This is a genomic window from Pseudomonas sp. PDM10 (assembly GCF_014852295.1).
Taxonomy (GTDB): Bacteria; Pseudomonadota; Gammaproteobacteria; order Pseudomonadales; family Pseudomonadaceae; genus Aquipseudomonas.
In genome coordinates, this window is record NZ_JACVBJ010000002.1 from 422284 (window position 1) to 438704 (window position 16421).

Consider the following 16421-nt stretch of genomic DNA (forward strand, 5'->3'; position numbering starts at 1 on the left):
CAACAGTGAAAACGCTTTCGCCCCACCGTCGATTTCTGATGGGGGAGGGCATAACAGTTTGCTAGCCGGTAATTCGAGCTTCCGAGGATAGAGCTTCGATTACGGTTTTTGCCTTGTAGCGATATCGCTGCAAGTCTGACAACAAAAAGCCCGCACATGGCGGGCTCTCTGTATGGGGTCAAATCCTTTTGTCCGTTCAATCTGCGCTCCGTTCTGTGAGCACTTCGTGAAAAGCATGTCGATGGAACGAAAAAACCCGGCACTTGGCCGGGCTTTTTGTCGATAGGGCCAAATCCCTTTGGCTGACGGCATTGTGCTGGGTGGATGTGACGAAGGCATGACAGGGCGGATACGAAAGCGCAGGCAAAAGTCAGTTCCTTATTCAGATCTGCCGATTGGTACGCCTGTTCCGACAGACGCTGACGCTCGCCGGTATCTGCTGGCCCTTTACCGCTTCAGGCCTGCCCCTGCGACGCTTTACTACAGAGTCCGGTCATGCTGATAGAATCCGTCAGGTTATAGATAACACCCTTCTGAGAAATGATATGAATACACAATTGACGGAAGAAGAGATGCGCCGGGCACTGTTCGGTGATTCGGAGTCCCTAGCGCCGGCAATTACCTCACACGTGCAAGACTCCGTCCCGGATGTCGTGATCGTGCAACCGGTAAAGGCAGCGAAGAGAAAGATAGTCTCAAAAGGCTTCACGCCCAGGTTGAAAGTCACGCTGCGGGTGGGAAATGAGTTTGAAGGCAAGATGCACGAGATGGTACATGAGGCCGATACGCTGAGCTCCCTGGTTGCAGAGCAAGAAGCGACTAAGGCGGCCAGAACAAAATTCAGGTTTGTGGAAGTGGTGTCCGTCAAGTCGATGTAAGTGGGCACTCTTCCTCATGGGTCGACAGGAGCGCAGCTCATTGAACGGGTCGGTGTTCGGGCTTGGCTACGAGGTGGGGCCATTCTCCAGGAGCTTTGCGGACGGCCACGAGCGTAATTCGGTTGTTTGCGTTAGTGGCAGGGTGCCACAATCGCTTTTTTTTAGTTGAGTCATGATCAGGTGGATCACATGGACTGCCCAGGATCTCGGAATGACCAAGAGTTTTTCATAGCCGAGCAGGTGCGAACTGACCGATTGCATCAACTATTTCGCCAATCAGTTTCTGCGGTTTTTGGTAGCTACCTCGCTGCCATCATGCTGTGTTGGCTGTGTTGGGATCGTTTTGAACACAGCGTTGTTCTTTGGTGGCTGGCCATACTGACCGGATCGACGCTGTTGCGCATCTCGATGTTTGTTGTCTACTTTCGCAGTGACGAAAGTGAGCGTACTCCTCAACGCTGGGAGCGCAAATACTGGAGCACGCTCGTGCTGTCCGCCAGTATCTGGGGGGGAGGTGCATTCGTTGTCATGCCCGCAGACGATCTTTTGTCGCAGGCGTTGGTCATGCTCTTTGCTGTCGGGATGTCTGTCAGCGCGGTGTCCTGCTACTCGGCCTACCTCTATATGACACTCGTGTCCATTGGACTGGTTCTGTTGCCGTGCACCGCCTGGCTGCTGTTTCAATCGTCCATGATTCAAGTCGGCATGGCACTCTCGGTTTTGGTGTTCGCGTCATTTGTTGCCCGCGCTACACGGAAAATGTCCGAAGCACTGGAAACCGCCTTTCGACTAACCCGTGAAATGGAACAGGCGAACAGCATTTCAACCCGTGCAGCACAAACTGATGAACTGACCGGCCTGAAAAGTCGACGAGCTTTTTTCGAGCATGCCCAGCAGCTCTACAACGAATGCGAAACCAACCGGTTAGGGGTGTGCGTCGTAATGTTGGACATGGATCACTTCAAGCATATCAACGACACCTACGGCCATCAGGTTGGGGATCAGGTTTTGCGCCAAATGGGTGCGGTCATCAGTTCATCCTTTCGTGCAACGGATATCCACGGCCGGCTAGGTGGAGAAGAATTCGCAGTTCTGCTCCCGGATACCTCCATTGAGGCCGCCGTCGAGATTGCAGAACAGCTCATCCAGACTATTGCTGGATTGATGATCGAGCCTGTTCACTGCATAACAGCCAGCCTCGGTGTAGCGTCGACGGATGCCGGTGATAAAGACCTGCACAGCTTGATGAACAATGCTGATAAAGCACTGTATCGAGCCAAGGCGCTGGGACGTAATCAAGTCGCAGTTGCTGGCTATCTGTAGAAATTGTCTGTCGGAAATCGGTGCGGCTGTTGAACAGGCTATCAATGTTGAGGGTCTCTCCCCGACTGAGCGCTTCGCCTCCAGATCCTCGCCTCCAAATTCCCTTGGTGCGCATCGCGGTGGTTCAACCCTCCGCGCCTGCAGATCGGGTATTCACCGGAATCGTCGCAGCTCGGATTGGGCGTCGATCTGTTTACCTGACACCGAGCCGCCGAGGGGACGCAACATCTCCTCGGCGGCCAACCTTCAGTCAGTCACGGAACCCTGCGGTATTCTCCCGGCGAAACTGTCCACCAGGCTCGCCACCACCATTTCTCCCATCCGCGTGCGGGTCTGCAGTGTCGCACTGGCGCGATGAGGCTGCAGAACCACTTTTTCGTTGGCAAACAGTGCCTCGGGAACGTTCGGTTCATCGACAAACACATCCAGCGCTGCACCCGCGATCTCACCAGCGGCAAGCGCCGCCACCAGATCGACCTCGTTGACCAGCTTGCCGCGCGCCACGTTGATCAGATACCCGTCCTTGCCCAGCGCCTGCAGCACCTCGGCATTGATGATGGCTTCAGCCTTGTCGGCAGCGGCCGCGAGAATCAGCGCATCACTGTTGCTGGCCAGCTGCTTCAGATCGGCGATGAAAGTGTGGTTCACATCGTTCATCGGCTGCAGATCGGTGTAACTGATCGGGCAGCCGAACGCTGCGGCCCGGGTCGCCACTGCACGGCCGACCCGGCCCATGCCGACGATGCCGATGCGCATGCCCGACACCTGACGCGCCAACGGCAACGGGGCCAACGGTGTCGGGCTCTGGGGCCATTGCCCCGAACGCACATAACGATCACTGGTGCACAGACCCCGGCACACGGCAATCAATAAGCCGATGGCCAGGTCGGCGACGTCTTCGGTCAGCGCGCCGATGGTTGCGGTCACGCGAATTCCGCGATCCCGGGCGTACGCCAGATCTACCGCATCGGTACCCACGCCGTTGACCGCCACCACTTCCAGTTTCGGTAATTGCGCCATCAGCCCTTGGCTGATACCGGTATGCCCGCCGGTGATCACTGCGCGAATGTTCGCGCCGTGTTCCTGTAAATAAGCCTGCTTGTCGGCCTGCTGGAAGTAACGTCTGACAGTAAACAACTCATCAAGCCGCGCGTTGATTTCAGGGATCAGGATCGGGCTGAGCTGCAAGACTTCTGGCTTCATGTAAACCTCGCGTAACGGAATAAAAAGGCCGGTTTAACCGCGACCGGCAAACGGCATGGCAGTGGCCATGACGGTCATGTTCAGGACGTTCGCCTCCAGCGGCAGACTGGCGATGTAGCGCACCGCATCGGCCACATGCTTGACGTCCACCATCGGCTCCACGGCGATGGTGCCGTTGGCCTGGCGCACGCCTTTGGTCATGCGCACCGACATTTCGGTCAGGGCGTTGCCGATGTCGATCTGGCTGCAGGCGATGTTGAATTCGCGCCCGTCCAGGGCCAGGGATTTGGTCAGCCCCAGCACCGCGTGTTTGCTGGCGGTGTAGGCGCTGCTGAAGGGGCGTGGGGTATGCGCCGAGATCGAGCCGTTGTTGATGATGCGTCCGCCCTGTGGCTGTTGCCGGCGCATCAGCCCGAAGGCACCACGGGCGCAGAGGAAAACGCCGTTGAGGTTGGTGTCGATCACGTTTCGCCACTGCTCGAATGTCAGCTCATCGAGCGGCACGGCAGGGGCATTGACCCCGGCGTTGTTAAACACCACGTCGAGGCGTCCGTATACCTCGGTGATGGTGGCAAACAGCGCATCGACACTGGCCGGATCACGCACATCAGTGGGCACCGCCAACGCTTCGTGTCCTTCGCTGAGCGCTAAGTCGACCAATGCCTGCAATGGCTCTGGCCGACGTCCGGCCACTACGAGGGTGAATCCGTCGGCCATCAGAGCCAGGGCCACGGCGCGGCCGATTCCGCTACCGGCGCCGGTGACCAGGGCCACTTTCAAAGGACTGTTCATGTTGTTATCTCCTTTTTCAATTCACGAGAGCGTGTGCCGGGTTCAAGGTCGTGGACCGACGCGCATTTCCAGTTGGCCGATGCCGTCGATCCCGGCGTTGATGATGTCCCCTGGTTGCAGAACATCGACGCCTGCCGGGCTGCCGGTCATGATCAAGTCACCTGCCCGCAGCGCTACCGATTGCGAGATGCGGCTGATGATTTCACTGACCGACCAGATCTGGCTGTCGAGGCTGTCGCGCTGGCGCTCTTCGCCGTTGACGTTCAGCCACACATCGCCATCCGGGTGCCCGGCGCGAGTCACCGGCACGATGGCGGTCATCGGCGCGGCGCCGTCGAACACCTTGGCACCTTCCCACGGCAAACCATTGCTTTTGGCCGCGCGCTGGACATCACGACGGGTCAGATCAAGACCGGCGGCATAGCCCCAGACATAGGCCAGCGCCTGACTCTGCGGAATATTGGCGCCGCCTTCACCGATGGCCACGACCAATTCGATTTCGTGGACAAACTCTTCGGTCAACGGCGGGAAAGTCACTTCACCCGCCGCATCCACCACGTTGCTCGCCGGTTTCATGAAGAACACTGGCGGCTGGCGGGACTGGCCTTGGGTGTCTGGCCAAGGGTAGTTGCGGCCGACGCAAAATACCCGGCCAACGGGAAAGCGCTGCTGGCTGCCGGCAACCGGCAAGGTCACGGGCAGATCCGGGGTAAACACGTATTCGGTCATCGTCATTTTGGTAGTCGTCCTGTTTGAAGCGTCAGCGTACGGCGGCAATCTTTTGCAAAGTTGGACGAAAGCCGCCTCGTGTTGGAGAAAAACGGTTTCTTGGCTCAGCGCGCCTTGAGTTCGATGCGATACAAGCGACCGAGCAGCAACGAATAGGACAAGGTCCCGATCAACGCCACGCCGCCAATGAACCAGAAGGCGTAGGCAAACGAGCCGGTTGCGTGGACGATGCCGCCAATCACAATCGGGGTGACGATTCCGCCGATGTTGGCGGCCAGGCTGGTGACTCCGCCGGTCAGGCCGATCAGTTCCTTGGGCGCGACTTCCGATACGGCCGCCCACGACGACGAAGCGATTCCCTGGGCGAAGAAGGCTATGGTCAGCACGGCAATGCAGATCACATTCGAGTCGGTGAAATTCACCAGCACAATCGACATGCCCAGCATTGATCCGACCACCAATGGCAACTTGCGAGCGAAGGACATTGAATAACCACGGCGTATCAGCAAGTCGGAGACGATGCCGGCCAGCAGAATGCCGACCGTTGCCCCCACGAACGGCAGCACCGCGAAGATCCCGGCCTTGATCATGGTCAGCTTGCGTTCTTCGATCAGGTACGTCGGGAACCAGGTCAGGAAGAAGTACAACGCCGAGGTGCTGGCGAACTTGCCGATGCAAATCGCCCAGATCTGCCGATAGCTGAACAGCTCGGCGATCTGCCGCCAGTTGAACCGGGTGCGTTCCTGACTGCTCTTGACCAGTCCGCCCCCGGCTTCGATGTACTTCAGCTCTTCCTGGCTGACGTTCTTGCAGTTCAGCGGATCGCGGTACACGTAGAGCCAGATCACACCGAACACAATGCCGAGTATTCCGGTGCTGTAGAACACATGGCGCCAGTCATAGGTCGTGGCCAGCCATAACAGTGCGCCGGTAAACAGAGCCGTGCCCAGATATTGGCCACACACGTAAATGCTGCTGGCCAGGCCCCGTTCGCGGGCCGGGAACCACACCGTGACCGCTCGGCTGTTGGCCGGAAACGCTGGAGCTTCCATGGCACCGACGGCCAGGCGCAGCCCGAACAGCGAAGCGAATCCTGTGGCAAAGCCCTGGCACACCGTGACCGTCGACCAACTGATCAGCGACACCCCGTAAGTGAACCGGGAACCGAAGCGATCGGCAATGAACCCGGCGGGGACCAAGGCGAGTGCGTAGGTCCAGGCAAACGCGGAAAAAATCAGGCCCATTTCGATCTTGTCCAGGCCCAGATCCTTGGCCATGAACGGTGCGGCAATCGAGATGTTTACGCGGTCGATGTAATTGATGATGGTCGCAATCAGCAGCAATGACAGCATGAACCAGCGCCGACGCGTCGGCAGTCGTTGAGGCAACAGGGCGTCCCGGGCGCTGGCGCTCACCGACGGCGCGGTGGACGGGGAGGTTTGCGAGTTCGACATGAGTAGACCTTTTTATTGTTAGAAGAATCGAGATGTTCGCGCGCAGCCGAAGCCGTGCCCGCAGTACCGGGGCAGAGCAATCGCTACTTGAATGAGAGGCGCGGACAGCCGCTGTCAGGCGCTCAGATACGCCTTCGGACTGGCTCGATCGGGGGAGGGTTGGCGAGGGGGAAAAACAGGTTCATCACGTGCGCACCTTTTGATTGTTTTTGGAAGGTTCGGGCTGCATTGGCTATCACAGTGGTCGTACAACATCTCAAAATCAACGGAGGCGTTAGATCGTTTTTTCTTCTGAAAAAGGCGATGAATGCAGGTGTCCAAGAAAAAACAAATCAGCGCATTTCCTTGTTTATGCTTCATTTGTTTCATAAGTCGTTGTTTATAAACGATTAATTATCTTTTTGTGCAAGTAGATTTTTTGGACAGGCGACACATCACACACGGATACAATTAATTCTCTGCATTTCGTTGTCATCCTATGACATGTTGAAGCCGATGGGGTCTGCCTTCACAATCACCGCAGTCGCCGCCGAGATTGCGGCGCGACGACAACCTGTCCATGTACCTGTCGAGGATCCTCAGGCGATGTTGTCACCGAGTCGAGTGCCCACTTACGTCATGCAGCAACGCAGCGAATTGACGGACTTTTACATCCGCGACAAAAAGGGTCGGAGCGCCGAAACCAGTCCGCATCGCCATGAATATTTCCAAATCCAGGTCAACCTCGGTGGCGATACCGTGCAGCACATCGGTAATGTCGAACGTCCGTTTCCGCGCAATACGCTGGCCTTCATCCTGCCGCATCGCGTGCATGTGATTCCGCATCCGGCCGACAGCAATTTCATGGTGATCAATTTTTCCCAGACCTTCCTGCTACCGCACTTGCAGTGTGACCCGATGGATCTGGAGGAAGTCTCGATTCTCCTGGCGCCGGAGTTGTCGCCGTTCCGCTTTCAGGAACATCTGGATTTCATTCTGGGCGATGAGGACTTCCGCAAAGTCTGTGCTTTGATCGAACAGATGCGAGCCCTGGATGAGAACCGTCAGTTTGGCACCCGCGAGATGCTCAAGGGGTTGCTGCTGCAATTGGTGGGGAGCGTTTGTGCCTTGTATGCCGAGCCGCTCAAACGATTGGCCGAAGAGAATGCCGCCGAAGTCAGCCGCCGCGATGCGCTGAGCAGGATGTCCGAATACTTGCGCAAAAATATCGCCGACCCCGATCTCAACCTGATCAAGGTGGCTGCTGCGACCTACCTGTCACCGACGTATCTGACGCACTGGTTGCGCAAGGAAATCGGCAAGACCTTCACTGAGCTGGTGCTCGAGCGCAGGATGCACGCGGCGCGCAATTACTTGCTCAATGGAACCCGGCCGGTGGGGGAGGTGGCGAGGTTGTGCGGTTTCGCTGACGAGGCTTATTTCTCCCGACGCTTTCGCCAGATACATGGCCAGCCACCAGGGCAATTCAGACGTCAGCAACTCAATCCCGATACGCCGCAATCACCGTCCAACACCTGATCGACAGCTGTAGGTGATGTGGCGGTAGAGACGAGGTCGATCCGGGCGGGAGCACCGGTTGAATCCAAAGCCCATCGTTGACAGTGGCGACAGGAAGAAAAAGCAGCCCCGGTCCGGGCTACAGCTGCCGCCGTTTCGGTGCTAGTTGCCAGCTCTATTTTCCTGTTCCTTATACAGAACCATGCCGGCGTGATAGAGAACCCCATCACGGAACTCACCGTCGGCGGTGAACCCTGTGTCGTCTACATACTCGATGTGGTTTCCTTCGAGCCAGTAACGCCCTTGGTAGGCACTTTTCTTATCGCCACGGGCCTCGTCATAGCGGCCACCGGCAAGCAGTTCATGACGTATGCGGCCATCCACAGTAACCCACATACCGACATACCTGTTTTGATCGCTTGAGGAATGAGTCATATCGTTGCTCCTTGATTGGCTTAATACGCTGATCGCCTTGCATGGCGTTCGGAATGGCATCTAGTCGGATTGGAAAGCTTGGGCGCCAGGCAGCAAGACCAGCGCCGTAATTGCGCACTCCGTCAGAAAGGGCTCGCCGTGGGCCGAACGATCAGCTCGCTTACATCCACATCCGCAGGTTGTTCAATGGCATAGGCAATTGCTCTTGCTACGGCGTCGGCCGAAATCGCGATCTTGCGAAACTCTTTCATCTCTGCGCGACCGCCCTCATCAGAGATGCTCTCGGCTAGCTCGGACTCAGTAACACCAGGAGCGATGACGGTAACCCGAATATCACCTCCAACCTCTTGACGAAGGCCTTCGGAAATGGCCCGGACAGCGTACTTGGTGGCGCAGTAAACGGCCGCAGTGGGACTCACTGCATAGGCACCAATAGAGGCAATATTGATGATCTGCCCAGCCCGTTGGCGCTGCATCAGCGGCAACGTGGCAGCGATACCGTGCAGCACTCCGCGAATGTTCACGTCAATCATACGGTCCCACTCATCCACCTTGAGTGCCTCAAGTTTGGAAAGAGGCATCACACCAGCGTTATTCACCAGCACATCAACACGATCGAACCGGGTAACGGCGAAGTCGATGAAGTCCTGGACATCCTTTCGGTCTGTGACGTCCAGAGCACGGAATTCAGCCCTGCCGCAGGCGGCGTTGATATCGCCTGCAATCCTTTCCAGTCGGTCGGTACGACGAGCGCCAAGCACTACTTTCGCGCCTTGGCTAGCCAGCAGTCGCGCGGTAGCCTCACCGATACCGCTGCTTGCGCCGGTGATTGCGATGACTTTGTCTTTGATGTTCAACATGATCGGTTTCCTCTTCTGTTCGCCCAGGAAGCGGGTCTGGAAACAAGGTTAGGGACGGGCAACAAGTTTCTGTTAGTCGGATACTGCGTAACCTTTGCCCATTTCTGCGGCGGCGCTTTTGCACTGAGGCTTAGCTCACCCGTTCATAGGGCATCTGTTGTCGCGCAGCCTTCAGGGCTCTCGCCCACCAGTTCAGCTGTACCAGCATTCGAGCCATTGGAAGCCTGGCTTGATCAGGCTGACGTATACCCCCGGCCTCATCGATTAGCGCCCAAGGATTAGGGAACGACACGAAATTGCAGATGGGTACCGCGTGCTGTCCGGCCAGTACCTGGCGAAGCTGATCAATTGCGCAACGTCCACCCGACGCCCCGCCGTAGCCGATGAATGCCACCGGTTTTGCCTGCCAGCGAATTGAAACCTGCTCAATGAATGCTTTCAGCTCGGAGTGATAAACATTGGCCAGTTCCGATGTAATGATCAGGAATGCATCAGCTTCGGCCAAATGGCGAAGACTTTCCTGTCGCTGTATAACTGCCACATTGTCTGACTTGGCTATGAGGTTGGCAGGTTCTATAAACCAAGGCTCGAACTCAGCACGTTGCGCTAAAACATCAGAAACCCATTTCAGCAGTGCAGTGTTCAGTCCTTCTTCATCCTGAGCACCGTGAATCAGGACCAGTTTTATCTCGCTATTCATCTCACCCTCCAAACTTGATATCCAAGTGGTGGCTCGTCATTTGCTGAATTTCACGTCCGCCTTTCAGGCTCTGGATTAGAGTATGAGTGGCAACGCGGCAGATATAGCCGGTTCTGGGGCATACAACTTGTGACTTGAATTCATATGAGACGGTTGGACATAAACTGCTTCGCTGAAATGAACGTGTTCGTCAGGGTCGTTGAAGATGGCGGCTACACGGCTGCCGCCAAGAACTGTGCGATGACCCCATCAGCGGTCAGCAAGCTTGTCTCAAGGCTGGAAAACCGCTTGGGAACGCGTTTGCTCAATCGCTCAACAAGGCGGCAGTTGCTCACGCCTGAAGGGGCCGCGTTCTATGAGCGCAGCCTGACTATCCTGGCGGCGCTCGATGAGGCTGAGCAGGAGGCAGCAGCCAGCTCCGCGCCACAGGGAGTAGTGCGGGTCAACTGCAACGTCGATATCGGGCGTTTGTATCTGCTGCCCCTATTGAAGACATTCTTGCAACACCACCCTGGAGTATCGGTGGAGGTTTTTCTCAGCGACGAAGTCGTCGACCTGATCAGCGCACGAGCTGACGTGGCCATCCGCAGCGGACCGCTCAAAAGCTCCAATCTGGTGGCCAGGCGTTTGGGCGAGACGAGAGGTCTTATCGTGGCATCGCCGGCCTACCTTGCAGCACACGGCATACCCAAAACTCCAGCCGATCTTGTAGATCACAACTGTCTGGGGTTCACCTTCAGCCCACCGATGATGGAGTGGAGCTTCGTCGGCGCAAACGGCCAGCTAACACCGGTGTCCGTTACCGGTAACGCACGGGCCAGTGACGGCAATGGAATACGGGAACTTGCAATCCTCGGCCTCGGCCTCGCGCGCGTAGGGTTTTGCCAGGTCGAGCACGATCTGGCGGACGGCCGCCTTCTCCCGGTTTTAGAGGACTTCATGCCCATCGCAAAGACTGAAGTGCATGCGGTTTACGTAGGGCAAGGAGGAAAGTTGCCCACACGCGTCAGAGCCTTCATGGACTTTCTGGCGGCAAACCTCAAGATCCACTAATCGCGCAGGGGGGATACTCGATTAGAGCGAGCGCCTCGCAGAAACTGTAGGGCATGTCACGCTTGGCGGTAGGCGCTGGGCGTGACACCCACCTCGCGACGAAAAACCTGGGAGAAATGGCTGGGAATGGCATAACCAACTTCCAATCCGACATCAATAATGCTGCGATCGGTCTCAAGCAGTAGATGCCGGGCGCGACTCATGCGCAGGCGGATGAAATACTGCGATGGCGACAGCCCCGTGGCACGCTTAAACATCCGGCTGAAGTGATACTCGCTCAAATCGGCGATTTGAGCCAAATGCGCAAGGCGGAAGTCATCGGCCAGGTGCTCGTTCATCGCATCGATGACGCGGCGCAGCTTGTACGCTTGTAGTGCGTTGCTGCGCCGGGTAGTGGTGTGCGGATCGAGATAACGGCGTATCAGATGAACGGTCAGCGCCTGAGCCAGGCTGTGTATGAACAACAGGCTGGGATTACGCTCCTCGATCAGCTCGAAGCGCAGCTGATTAAGCATGAAATTTACCCGCTCATCCTGGGCACCGGAGATATCGAGGAAGTTCACCGCAACGGTGTGCTCGCCCAGAAGGTCACGGACAGCCTGGTCGATCAGTGGAAGGCCGAGATACAGATGCATCACTTCGAAGGTGTCGCACCCCATCGTCTGCCAACGCATCTCATAGGGCTCGCTTGTGTTGGTGAGAAAGAAGTCGCCAGCCTGCACATTGACGGCTTTCCATGCCCCATCGAGCGAGCGTTCCTCGACCCTGGCCGTTCCTGCCAGGACCAATACCAGCAGAGGCTCCACCACGGCGGGCACCAGTATCGGCTCGACGATACTGTGATGGCTGAACACCTGCACCATCACATCCTGCATCTGCGTGAGCAGCGGCAACACTTGCGGTGTTCCCGGCAGATGATGCGGCATCGATTCGGCTGTGATGCGCTGAGCATCGATCGGTGTCAGGTCTTCATGTTCAGGCTGGTGCACAGGAGGCTCCATCGAAACACCCTCAGATGGGGGCTGGCGTCAATAGAATACCGTAGCCTCGGCTTCCATCAGACGCTTTAACGTTGGCGCAAAACTCCGACAGCTTCGGCAAGCCTGCGAAAGCCCAACCCTCCCCATTGCGAGACAGTGAAGCCGTCGATAACGACGGCGCCTCACAGGCGCTGAGCCGCCGAATATCTCGTCGGCTTGCAAGGCAGGAGAGCACCATGACTGAGATCAATCACAGCATTCCCAACGAAGTCGAAGGCAAGGTCGCGCTGGTCACCGGCGCCGCCAGTGGCATCGGCAAGGCTATCGCATTGTTGCTGCACGCGCGTGGCGCCAAGGTCATTGCTGAAGACCGCAATCCTTGCGTGGAAGAACTCGCCCGCCCCGGGTTAGTGCCACTGGTGGCCGACATTACCGAAGACGGCGTCGCCGAGCGCGCAGTCGGTTTGGCCGTCGAGAAGTTCGGCCGGCTGGACATACTGGTCAACAACGCCGGGATCATCATCAATAAGTTAGTCATCGACATGACCCGCGCAGACTGGGAGCGCATCCAGGCGGTCAACGTAACCGCGGCCTTCCTGCATTGCCGCGAAGCGGTCAAGGCAATGATGCCCAACAAATCGGGAGCTATCGTCAACATAGCCTCTTACGCATCCTATTTCGCATTCCCAACGATTGCCGCTTACACCGCTTCCAAAGGGGCATTGGCCCAGTTGACCCGCACGCTGGCGCTCGAGGCGATTGAGCATGGCATTCGAGTCAATGCTATCGGCGTCGGCGACGTGGTGACCAACATCCTCAACGACGTGGTTGACGACGGCCCTGGCTTCTTGGCCCAGCACGGTGAAGCAGCCCCCATCGGTCGTGCCGCGCAGCCTGAGGAAATCGCCGAAGTTGTGGCATTTCTCGCCTCGGACCGCGCGAGCTTCATCGTCGGCTCCGTGGTCATGGCCGACGGCGGCATGACCGTCACCGCCGGTTGATCAACTGACCCGGCATTTAGCGTTTTGAGCGCCTTGCCAAAACTTATTGGAAAGTAGTTGATCAGGCGCCTGAACTGTAAAGCCCGCAGGAGCGGGCTTTTTTTAAGAAAGTTGATGGGTTATCGGTTAAATCGCTCGACCAATGAATACTGGGTTTGAGCGGTCTGGGTTAATTCCTTGCTCAGCTCCGCCGAATGCCTGGCTTGTTCAGATGTTTGGTCCGCCAGATTAGCAATGGTCGTGATATTGCGACTGATTTCCTCGGCCACGGCGGTTTGCTCTTCGGTCGCAGCGGCAATCTGGGTAGTCATGTCCGTGATGTTCGCCACGGCCTCACTGATACCGACTAATGCCTTGTCTGCCTCAAGCACCCACGCCACGCCTTCTTCGGCCTGTCGCTGTCCGTTTTCCATGGTTTTAACCGCGTTGCTGGATGAGACCTGCAACTTGGAAATCAGGTTATGGATTTGGATCGTGGACTGAGTCGTGCGCTGGGCCAGCTGACGCACTTCATCAGCGACGACCGCGAAGCCTCGACCCATGTCGCCCGCGCGCGCGGCTTCGATGGCTGCGTTCAGCGCGAGCAGGTTAGTCTGATCGGCAATGCCTTTGATGACATCCACCACCGTCCCGATTTCATGGCTGTCCTTGGCTAACTGCGCCACCGTCAGCCCTGTCTCGCCCACCACGACGGAGAGGCGCTGAATGGCTTCTCGAGTGTCTCGGGCCACCTCGCGTCCACGTCCGGTCAGCACATTGGCTTCTTGAGTGGCGTCGGCAGTACGCTGGACGTGGCTGGCGACCTCCTGCGTGGTGGCCGCCATTTGATTGACTGCGGCCGACACCTGCTCGGTCTCGACCCGTTGGCGGTCCAGTCCACGAGAGCTATCGGCGGCGAGGCCATCGGATCTCCCCGCCAGACTGGTCAGTTGCTCTGCCGTGTCTTGCAGCCGAGTGAGGCAGGTCTTGAGCCGAGACGCCTGACTGACAAATGCCGTTTCAAGGCGTGCCTGAGGACCGCGTTCATCGCTGTACATTTTGGCCAGCAACGAGTCGGAGGTTGAGGCCTCAGCCATTTCCAATAGATGCAGCGCCCCTCGGTTTTGTCTGCGGGACACAAGCAACCCGATGGGAATCGATACCCCGACGGCCAAAATGAAAGCCTCAGGCGCGCTGAGGAACATGCCGCCCAGCGTCCCCACCAATCCGATCGTCACAACAGGCAACCAGGCGAGTAGGGCGGGTTGCCATTGATCGCTGCCGGGGACGGCTGATTTTCCAAGAGTGATGCGTTTATAGAGGGCTTCGGCGCGGCGGATTTGCTCGGCCGTCGGCTTGACCCTGACCGATTCATAGCCAACGACCTCACGACCTTCGAAAATCGGCGTGACGTAGGCGTTGACCCAGTAGTGGTCGCCGTTTTTGGAGCGGTTCTTGACGATGCCCATCCACGGCTTGCCTTGCTTCAGCGCGCCCCACATATGGGCAAAGATGGCGGAGGGTACGTCGGGGTGACGAACGATGTTTTGAGGCGCGCCGATCAGGTCGGACTTGTTGAAACCGCTGATATCAACAAAGGCGTCATTGCAGTACGTGATGACACCTCGTGCATCCGTTGTCGAGATGAGTTTTTGTTGAGGTCCAAGGGCAACCTCGCGCTGCGTAACCGGTTGGTTGTTTCTCATCTGTATTGCTCCTATGCCCTAATCTAGAGGCATCGGCAGCAATGAGTGAAAGATTAAGAAGTAATTCCCAAAGGACAGGTTGTACGTCGGAAAAGAAGATGTGGGGCCTTAAAGTCTACTTCCGGCGGTCAATTTATCGGTTGGATGAGGGATCTCTTCTTGAAGGCCAGAGACCCTACGCACTGATGCATGTCGAAATCAGACTCGCACGTGGCGCGCTCAGGCTACTTGCGTGGATGAGTGGGCGCGTAAGGTGGCGTGTCATTTCATGTCAGTGTGCAGTTGCGTTGACTGATGGGGAATGCTCCAAAGCGCTGAGGTTCGCCGCTTTCGATAAGGGGCAACAGGAAGAAATGATGATCGCCTGACCCTCAGTCAGCACGCGCTAACGTCGATCACCAGAGAACAAAAAAAAACAATGAATAGCCTGAACTCCAAAGATTCGAACGGTCAGTTGGCACAGGGTTTCAAGCCGCGACACGTCACCATGCTTTCCATCGCGGGGATTATCGGCGCAGGCTTGTTTGTTGGGTCGGGACATGCCATCGCTGCTGCCGGTCCGGCGGTATTGCTGGCTTATCTGTGCTCCGGCCTGTTGGTCGTATTGGTCATGCGCATGCTGGGCGAAATGGCAGTGGCCAACCCGGACACCGGTTCTTTCTCAACCTATGCCGATCAGGCGATCGGGCGTTGGGCCGGCTTCACCATCGGCTGGCTCTATTGGTGGTTCTGGGTGCTGGTGATACCCATCGAGGCGCTCGCAGCCGGGCATGTCATGAATCAATGGTTCCCGCAGATCGACACCTGGTTGTTTGCCTTGCTGTCGATCATCCTGTTGGTCGTGACCAACCTGTTCAGCGTGTCCAAATACGGCGAGTTCGAATTCTGGTTTGCGATGGCCAAGGTCGTGGCGATCATCGGCTTTATCGGTCTTGGTTTTGCGGTGTTGATGGGTTGGATTCCCGAGCGGGAAGCCAGCGGGTTGAGTCGACTCATGGAGGAACATGGCGGGTTTGCGCCCAATGGCTTGTCAGCGGTCGTAGGTGCTTTCATCACCATCATGTTCAGCTTCATCGGTACAGAAGCGGTAACCATTGCTGCCGCCGAATCCAGCAATCCTGCGCAGAACATTGCCAAAGCCACACGTTCGGTGATCTGGCGCATTGGGGTGTTCTACCTGCTGTCCATTTTCGTGGTCATTTCCGTGGTGCCCTGGAATGATCCGTTGCTGGCGTCGGTGGGCTCGTACCAGCGAGCGCTGGAACTGATGAACATTCCCCACGCCAAGTTACTGGTGGATGTGGTGGTATTGATTGCCGTGGCCAGTTGCATGAACTCCTCGATCTATATTTCCTCGCGCATGCTGTTCTCGCTGGGCAAGCGCGGTGATGCACCGGAGCCGCTGAAGGTGACGTCGTCGGCGGGCGTGCCGAGAGCTGCGGTGATCGCCAGCACCATACTGGGTGCCGGCGTGACTTTGTTCAGCTATTTCATGCCTGCCGGACTGTTCCAGTTTCTGCTCGCCAGTTCCGGCGCCATCGCCTTGCTGGTGTACCTGGTTATCGCCGTGTCGCAATTGCGCATGCGCAAGATTCTGCGTCGGCAGAACGTCACGTTAACCTTCAAGATGTGGCTGTTTCCCTGGCTCACCTGGTTGGTCATCGTGTTCATCTGCGCTGCGTTGGCGGTGATGATGGTGACCCCCGAGCACCGTATGGAGGTTTCTTCGACCATCGGCCTGGCGCTGGTGATTTCCTTTATCGGCCTTGTGACTACGCGTCACCATGGTCAGCCGCAACGGGCGGTGTCGGCGGAAAGTGCATAGCAGCCA

Annotated in this window: 15 protein-coding genes and 1 pseudogene; 6 read left to right on the top strand and 10 right to left on the bottom strand. The window is 57.3% G+C overall.

Going from position 1 to position 16421, the window contains the following annotated elements; translation table 11 throughout:
• Positions 1-545 precede the first annotated feature (545 nt).
• Together IB252_RS08485 and IB252_RS08490 are read left to right on the top strand one after the other, a co-directional pair.
• On the top strand, positions 546-878 hold the full coding sequence (locus IB252_RS08485) for a hypothetical protein (protein ID WP_192408144.1): 333 nt from the start codon (positions 546-548) through the stop codon (positions 876-878).
• A 189-nt stretch (positions 879-1067) separates the two neighbouring features.
• The gene (locus IB252_RS08490; RefSeq protein ID WP_192408152.1) at positions 1068-2201 is read left to right on the top strand and encodes a sensor domain-containing diguanylate cyclase; all 1134 of its coding nucleotides are present in this window, start codon (positions 1068-1070) and stop codon (positions 2199-2201) included.
• Between the two features lie 246 nt (positions 2202-2447).
• On the opposite strand, the gene IB252_RS08495 is transcribed toward IB252_RS08490, so the two are convergent.
• The 4 genes from IB252_RS08495 to IB252_RS08510 form a co-directional block, all read right to left on the bottom strand.
• Positions 2448-3404: a 2-hydroxyacid dehydrogenase gene (locus IB252_RS08495; RefSeq protein WP_008154137.1), complete on the bottom strand. Its 957-nt coding sequence runs from the start codon at positions 3402-3404 to the stop codon at positions 2448-2450.
• A gap of 33 nt (positions 3405-3437) precedes the next feature.
• Positions 3438-4196 (bottom strand): SDR family oxidoreductase, encoded by a 759-nt coding sequence (locus IB252_RS08500; protein WP_192408154.1) that lies wholly within the window; start codon positions 4194-4196, stop codon positions 3438-3440.
• Between the two features lie 42 nt (positions 4197-4238).
• The gene (locus IB252_RS08505; RefSeq protein ID WP_192408156.1) at positions 4239-4931 is read right to left on the bottom strand and encodes a fumarylacetoacetate hydrolase family protein; all 693 of its coding nucleotides are present in this window, start codon (positions 4929-4931) and stop codon (positions 4239-4241) included.
• A gap of 98 nt (positions 4932-5029) precedes the next feature.
• Positions 5030-6379 carry an MFS transporter gene (locus IB252_RS08510; protein WP_192408158.1) on the bottom strand — a complete coding sequence of 450 codons (1350 nt, stop codon included), beginning with the start codon at positions 6377-6379 and terminating at the stop codon, positions 5030-5032.
• Positions 6380-6964: 585 nt separating this feature from the next.
• On the opposite strand from IB252_RS08510, the gene IB252_RS08515 reads away from it, so the two are divergent.
• The gene (locus IB252_RS08515) at positions 6965-7897 is read left to right on the top strand and encodes a helix-turn-helix transcriptional regulator (RefSeq protein ID WP_192408160.1); all 933 of its coding nucleotides are present in this window, start codon (positions 6965-6967) and stop codon (positions 7895-7897) included.
• Positions 7898-8038: 141 nt separating this feature from the next.
• Here IB252_RS08515 and IB252_RS08520 read toward each other — a convergent pair whose 3' ends face one another.
• The 3 genes from IB252_RS08520 to IB252_RS08530 all read right to left on the bottom strand — a co-directional run bounded on the left by IB252_RS08520 (position 8039) and on the right by IB252_RS08530 (position 9871).
• Complete coding sequence (locus IB252_RS08520) at positions 8039-8311, bottom strand: Atu4866 domain-containing protein (protein WP_192408162.1); 273 nt, start codon at positions 8309-8311, stop codon at positions 8039-8041.
• A gap of 122 nt (positions 8312-8433) precedes the next feature.
• Complete coding sequence (locus IB252_RS08525) at positions 8434-9171, bottom strand: SDR family oxidoreductase (protein WP_192408164.1); 738 nt, start codon at positions 9169-9171, stop codon at positions 8434-8436.
• A gap of 130 nt (positions 9172-9301) precedes the next feature.
• Complete coding sequence (locus IB252_RS08530; RefSeq protein ID WP_111449633.1) at positions 9302-9871, bottom strand: NADPH-dependent FMN reductase; 570 nt, start codon at positions 9869-9871, stop codon at positions 9302-9304.
• Between the two features lie 144 nt (positions 9872-10015).
• Between IB252_RS08530 and IB252_RS08535 the strand changes: the two genes are divergently transcribed.
• Positions 10016-10924 carry a LysR family transcriptional regulator gene (locus IB252_RS08535; protein ID WP_192408166.1) on the top strand — a complete coding sequence of 303 codons (909 nt, stop codon included), beginning with the start codon at positions 10016-10018 and terminating at the stop codon, positions 10922-10924.
• A gap of 56 nt (positions 10925-10980) precedes the next feature.
• On the opposite strand, the gene IB252_RS08540 is transcribed toward IB252_RS08535, so the two are convergent.
• Entirely contained in the window at positions 10981-11925 is a 945-nt protein-coding gene (locus IB252_RS08540; RefSeq protein ID WP_192408168.1) for a helix-turn-helix domain-containing protein, read from the bottom strand.
• Positions 11926-12140: 215 nt separating this feature from the next.
• On the opposite strand from IB252_RS08540, the gene IB252_RS08545 reads away from it, so the two are divergent.
• A complete protein-coding gene (locus IB252_RS08545; protein ID WP_192408170.1) occupies positions 12141-12905 on the top strand; it encodes an SDR family NAD(P)-dependent oxidoreductase in 765 nt (254 codons plus the stop codon).
• 119 nt (positions 12906-13024) lie between these two features.
• On the opposite strand, the gene IB252_RS08550 is transcribed toward IB252_RS08545, so the two are convergent.
• The gene (locus tag IB252_RS08550; protein WP_411740189.1) at positions 13025-14089 is read right to left on the bottom strand and encodes a methyl-accepting chemotaxis protein; all 1065 of its coding nucleotides are present in this window, start codon (positions 14087-14089) and stop codon (positions 13025-13027) included.
• A gap of 234 nt (positions 14090-14323) precedes the next feature.
• Positions 14324-14590 (bottom strand): annotated as a pseudogene (locus IB252_RS30545) (PAS domain-containing protein); the annotation flags it as partial.
• 418 nt (positions 14591-15008) lie between these two features.
• Between IB252_RS30545 and gabP the strand changes: the two are divergent.
• Positions 15009-16415, top strand: coding sequence for a GABA permease (gene gabP / locus IB252_RS08555; RefSeq protein WP_192408174.1), 1407 nt, complete (start codon positions 15009-15011; stop codon positions 16413-16415).
• The last annotated feature ends 6 nt before the right edge of the window (positions 16416-16421 follow it).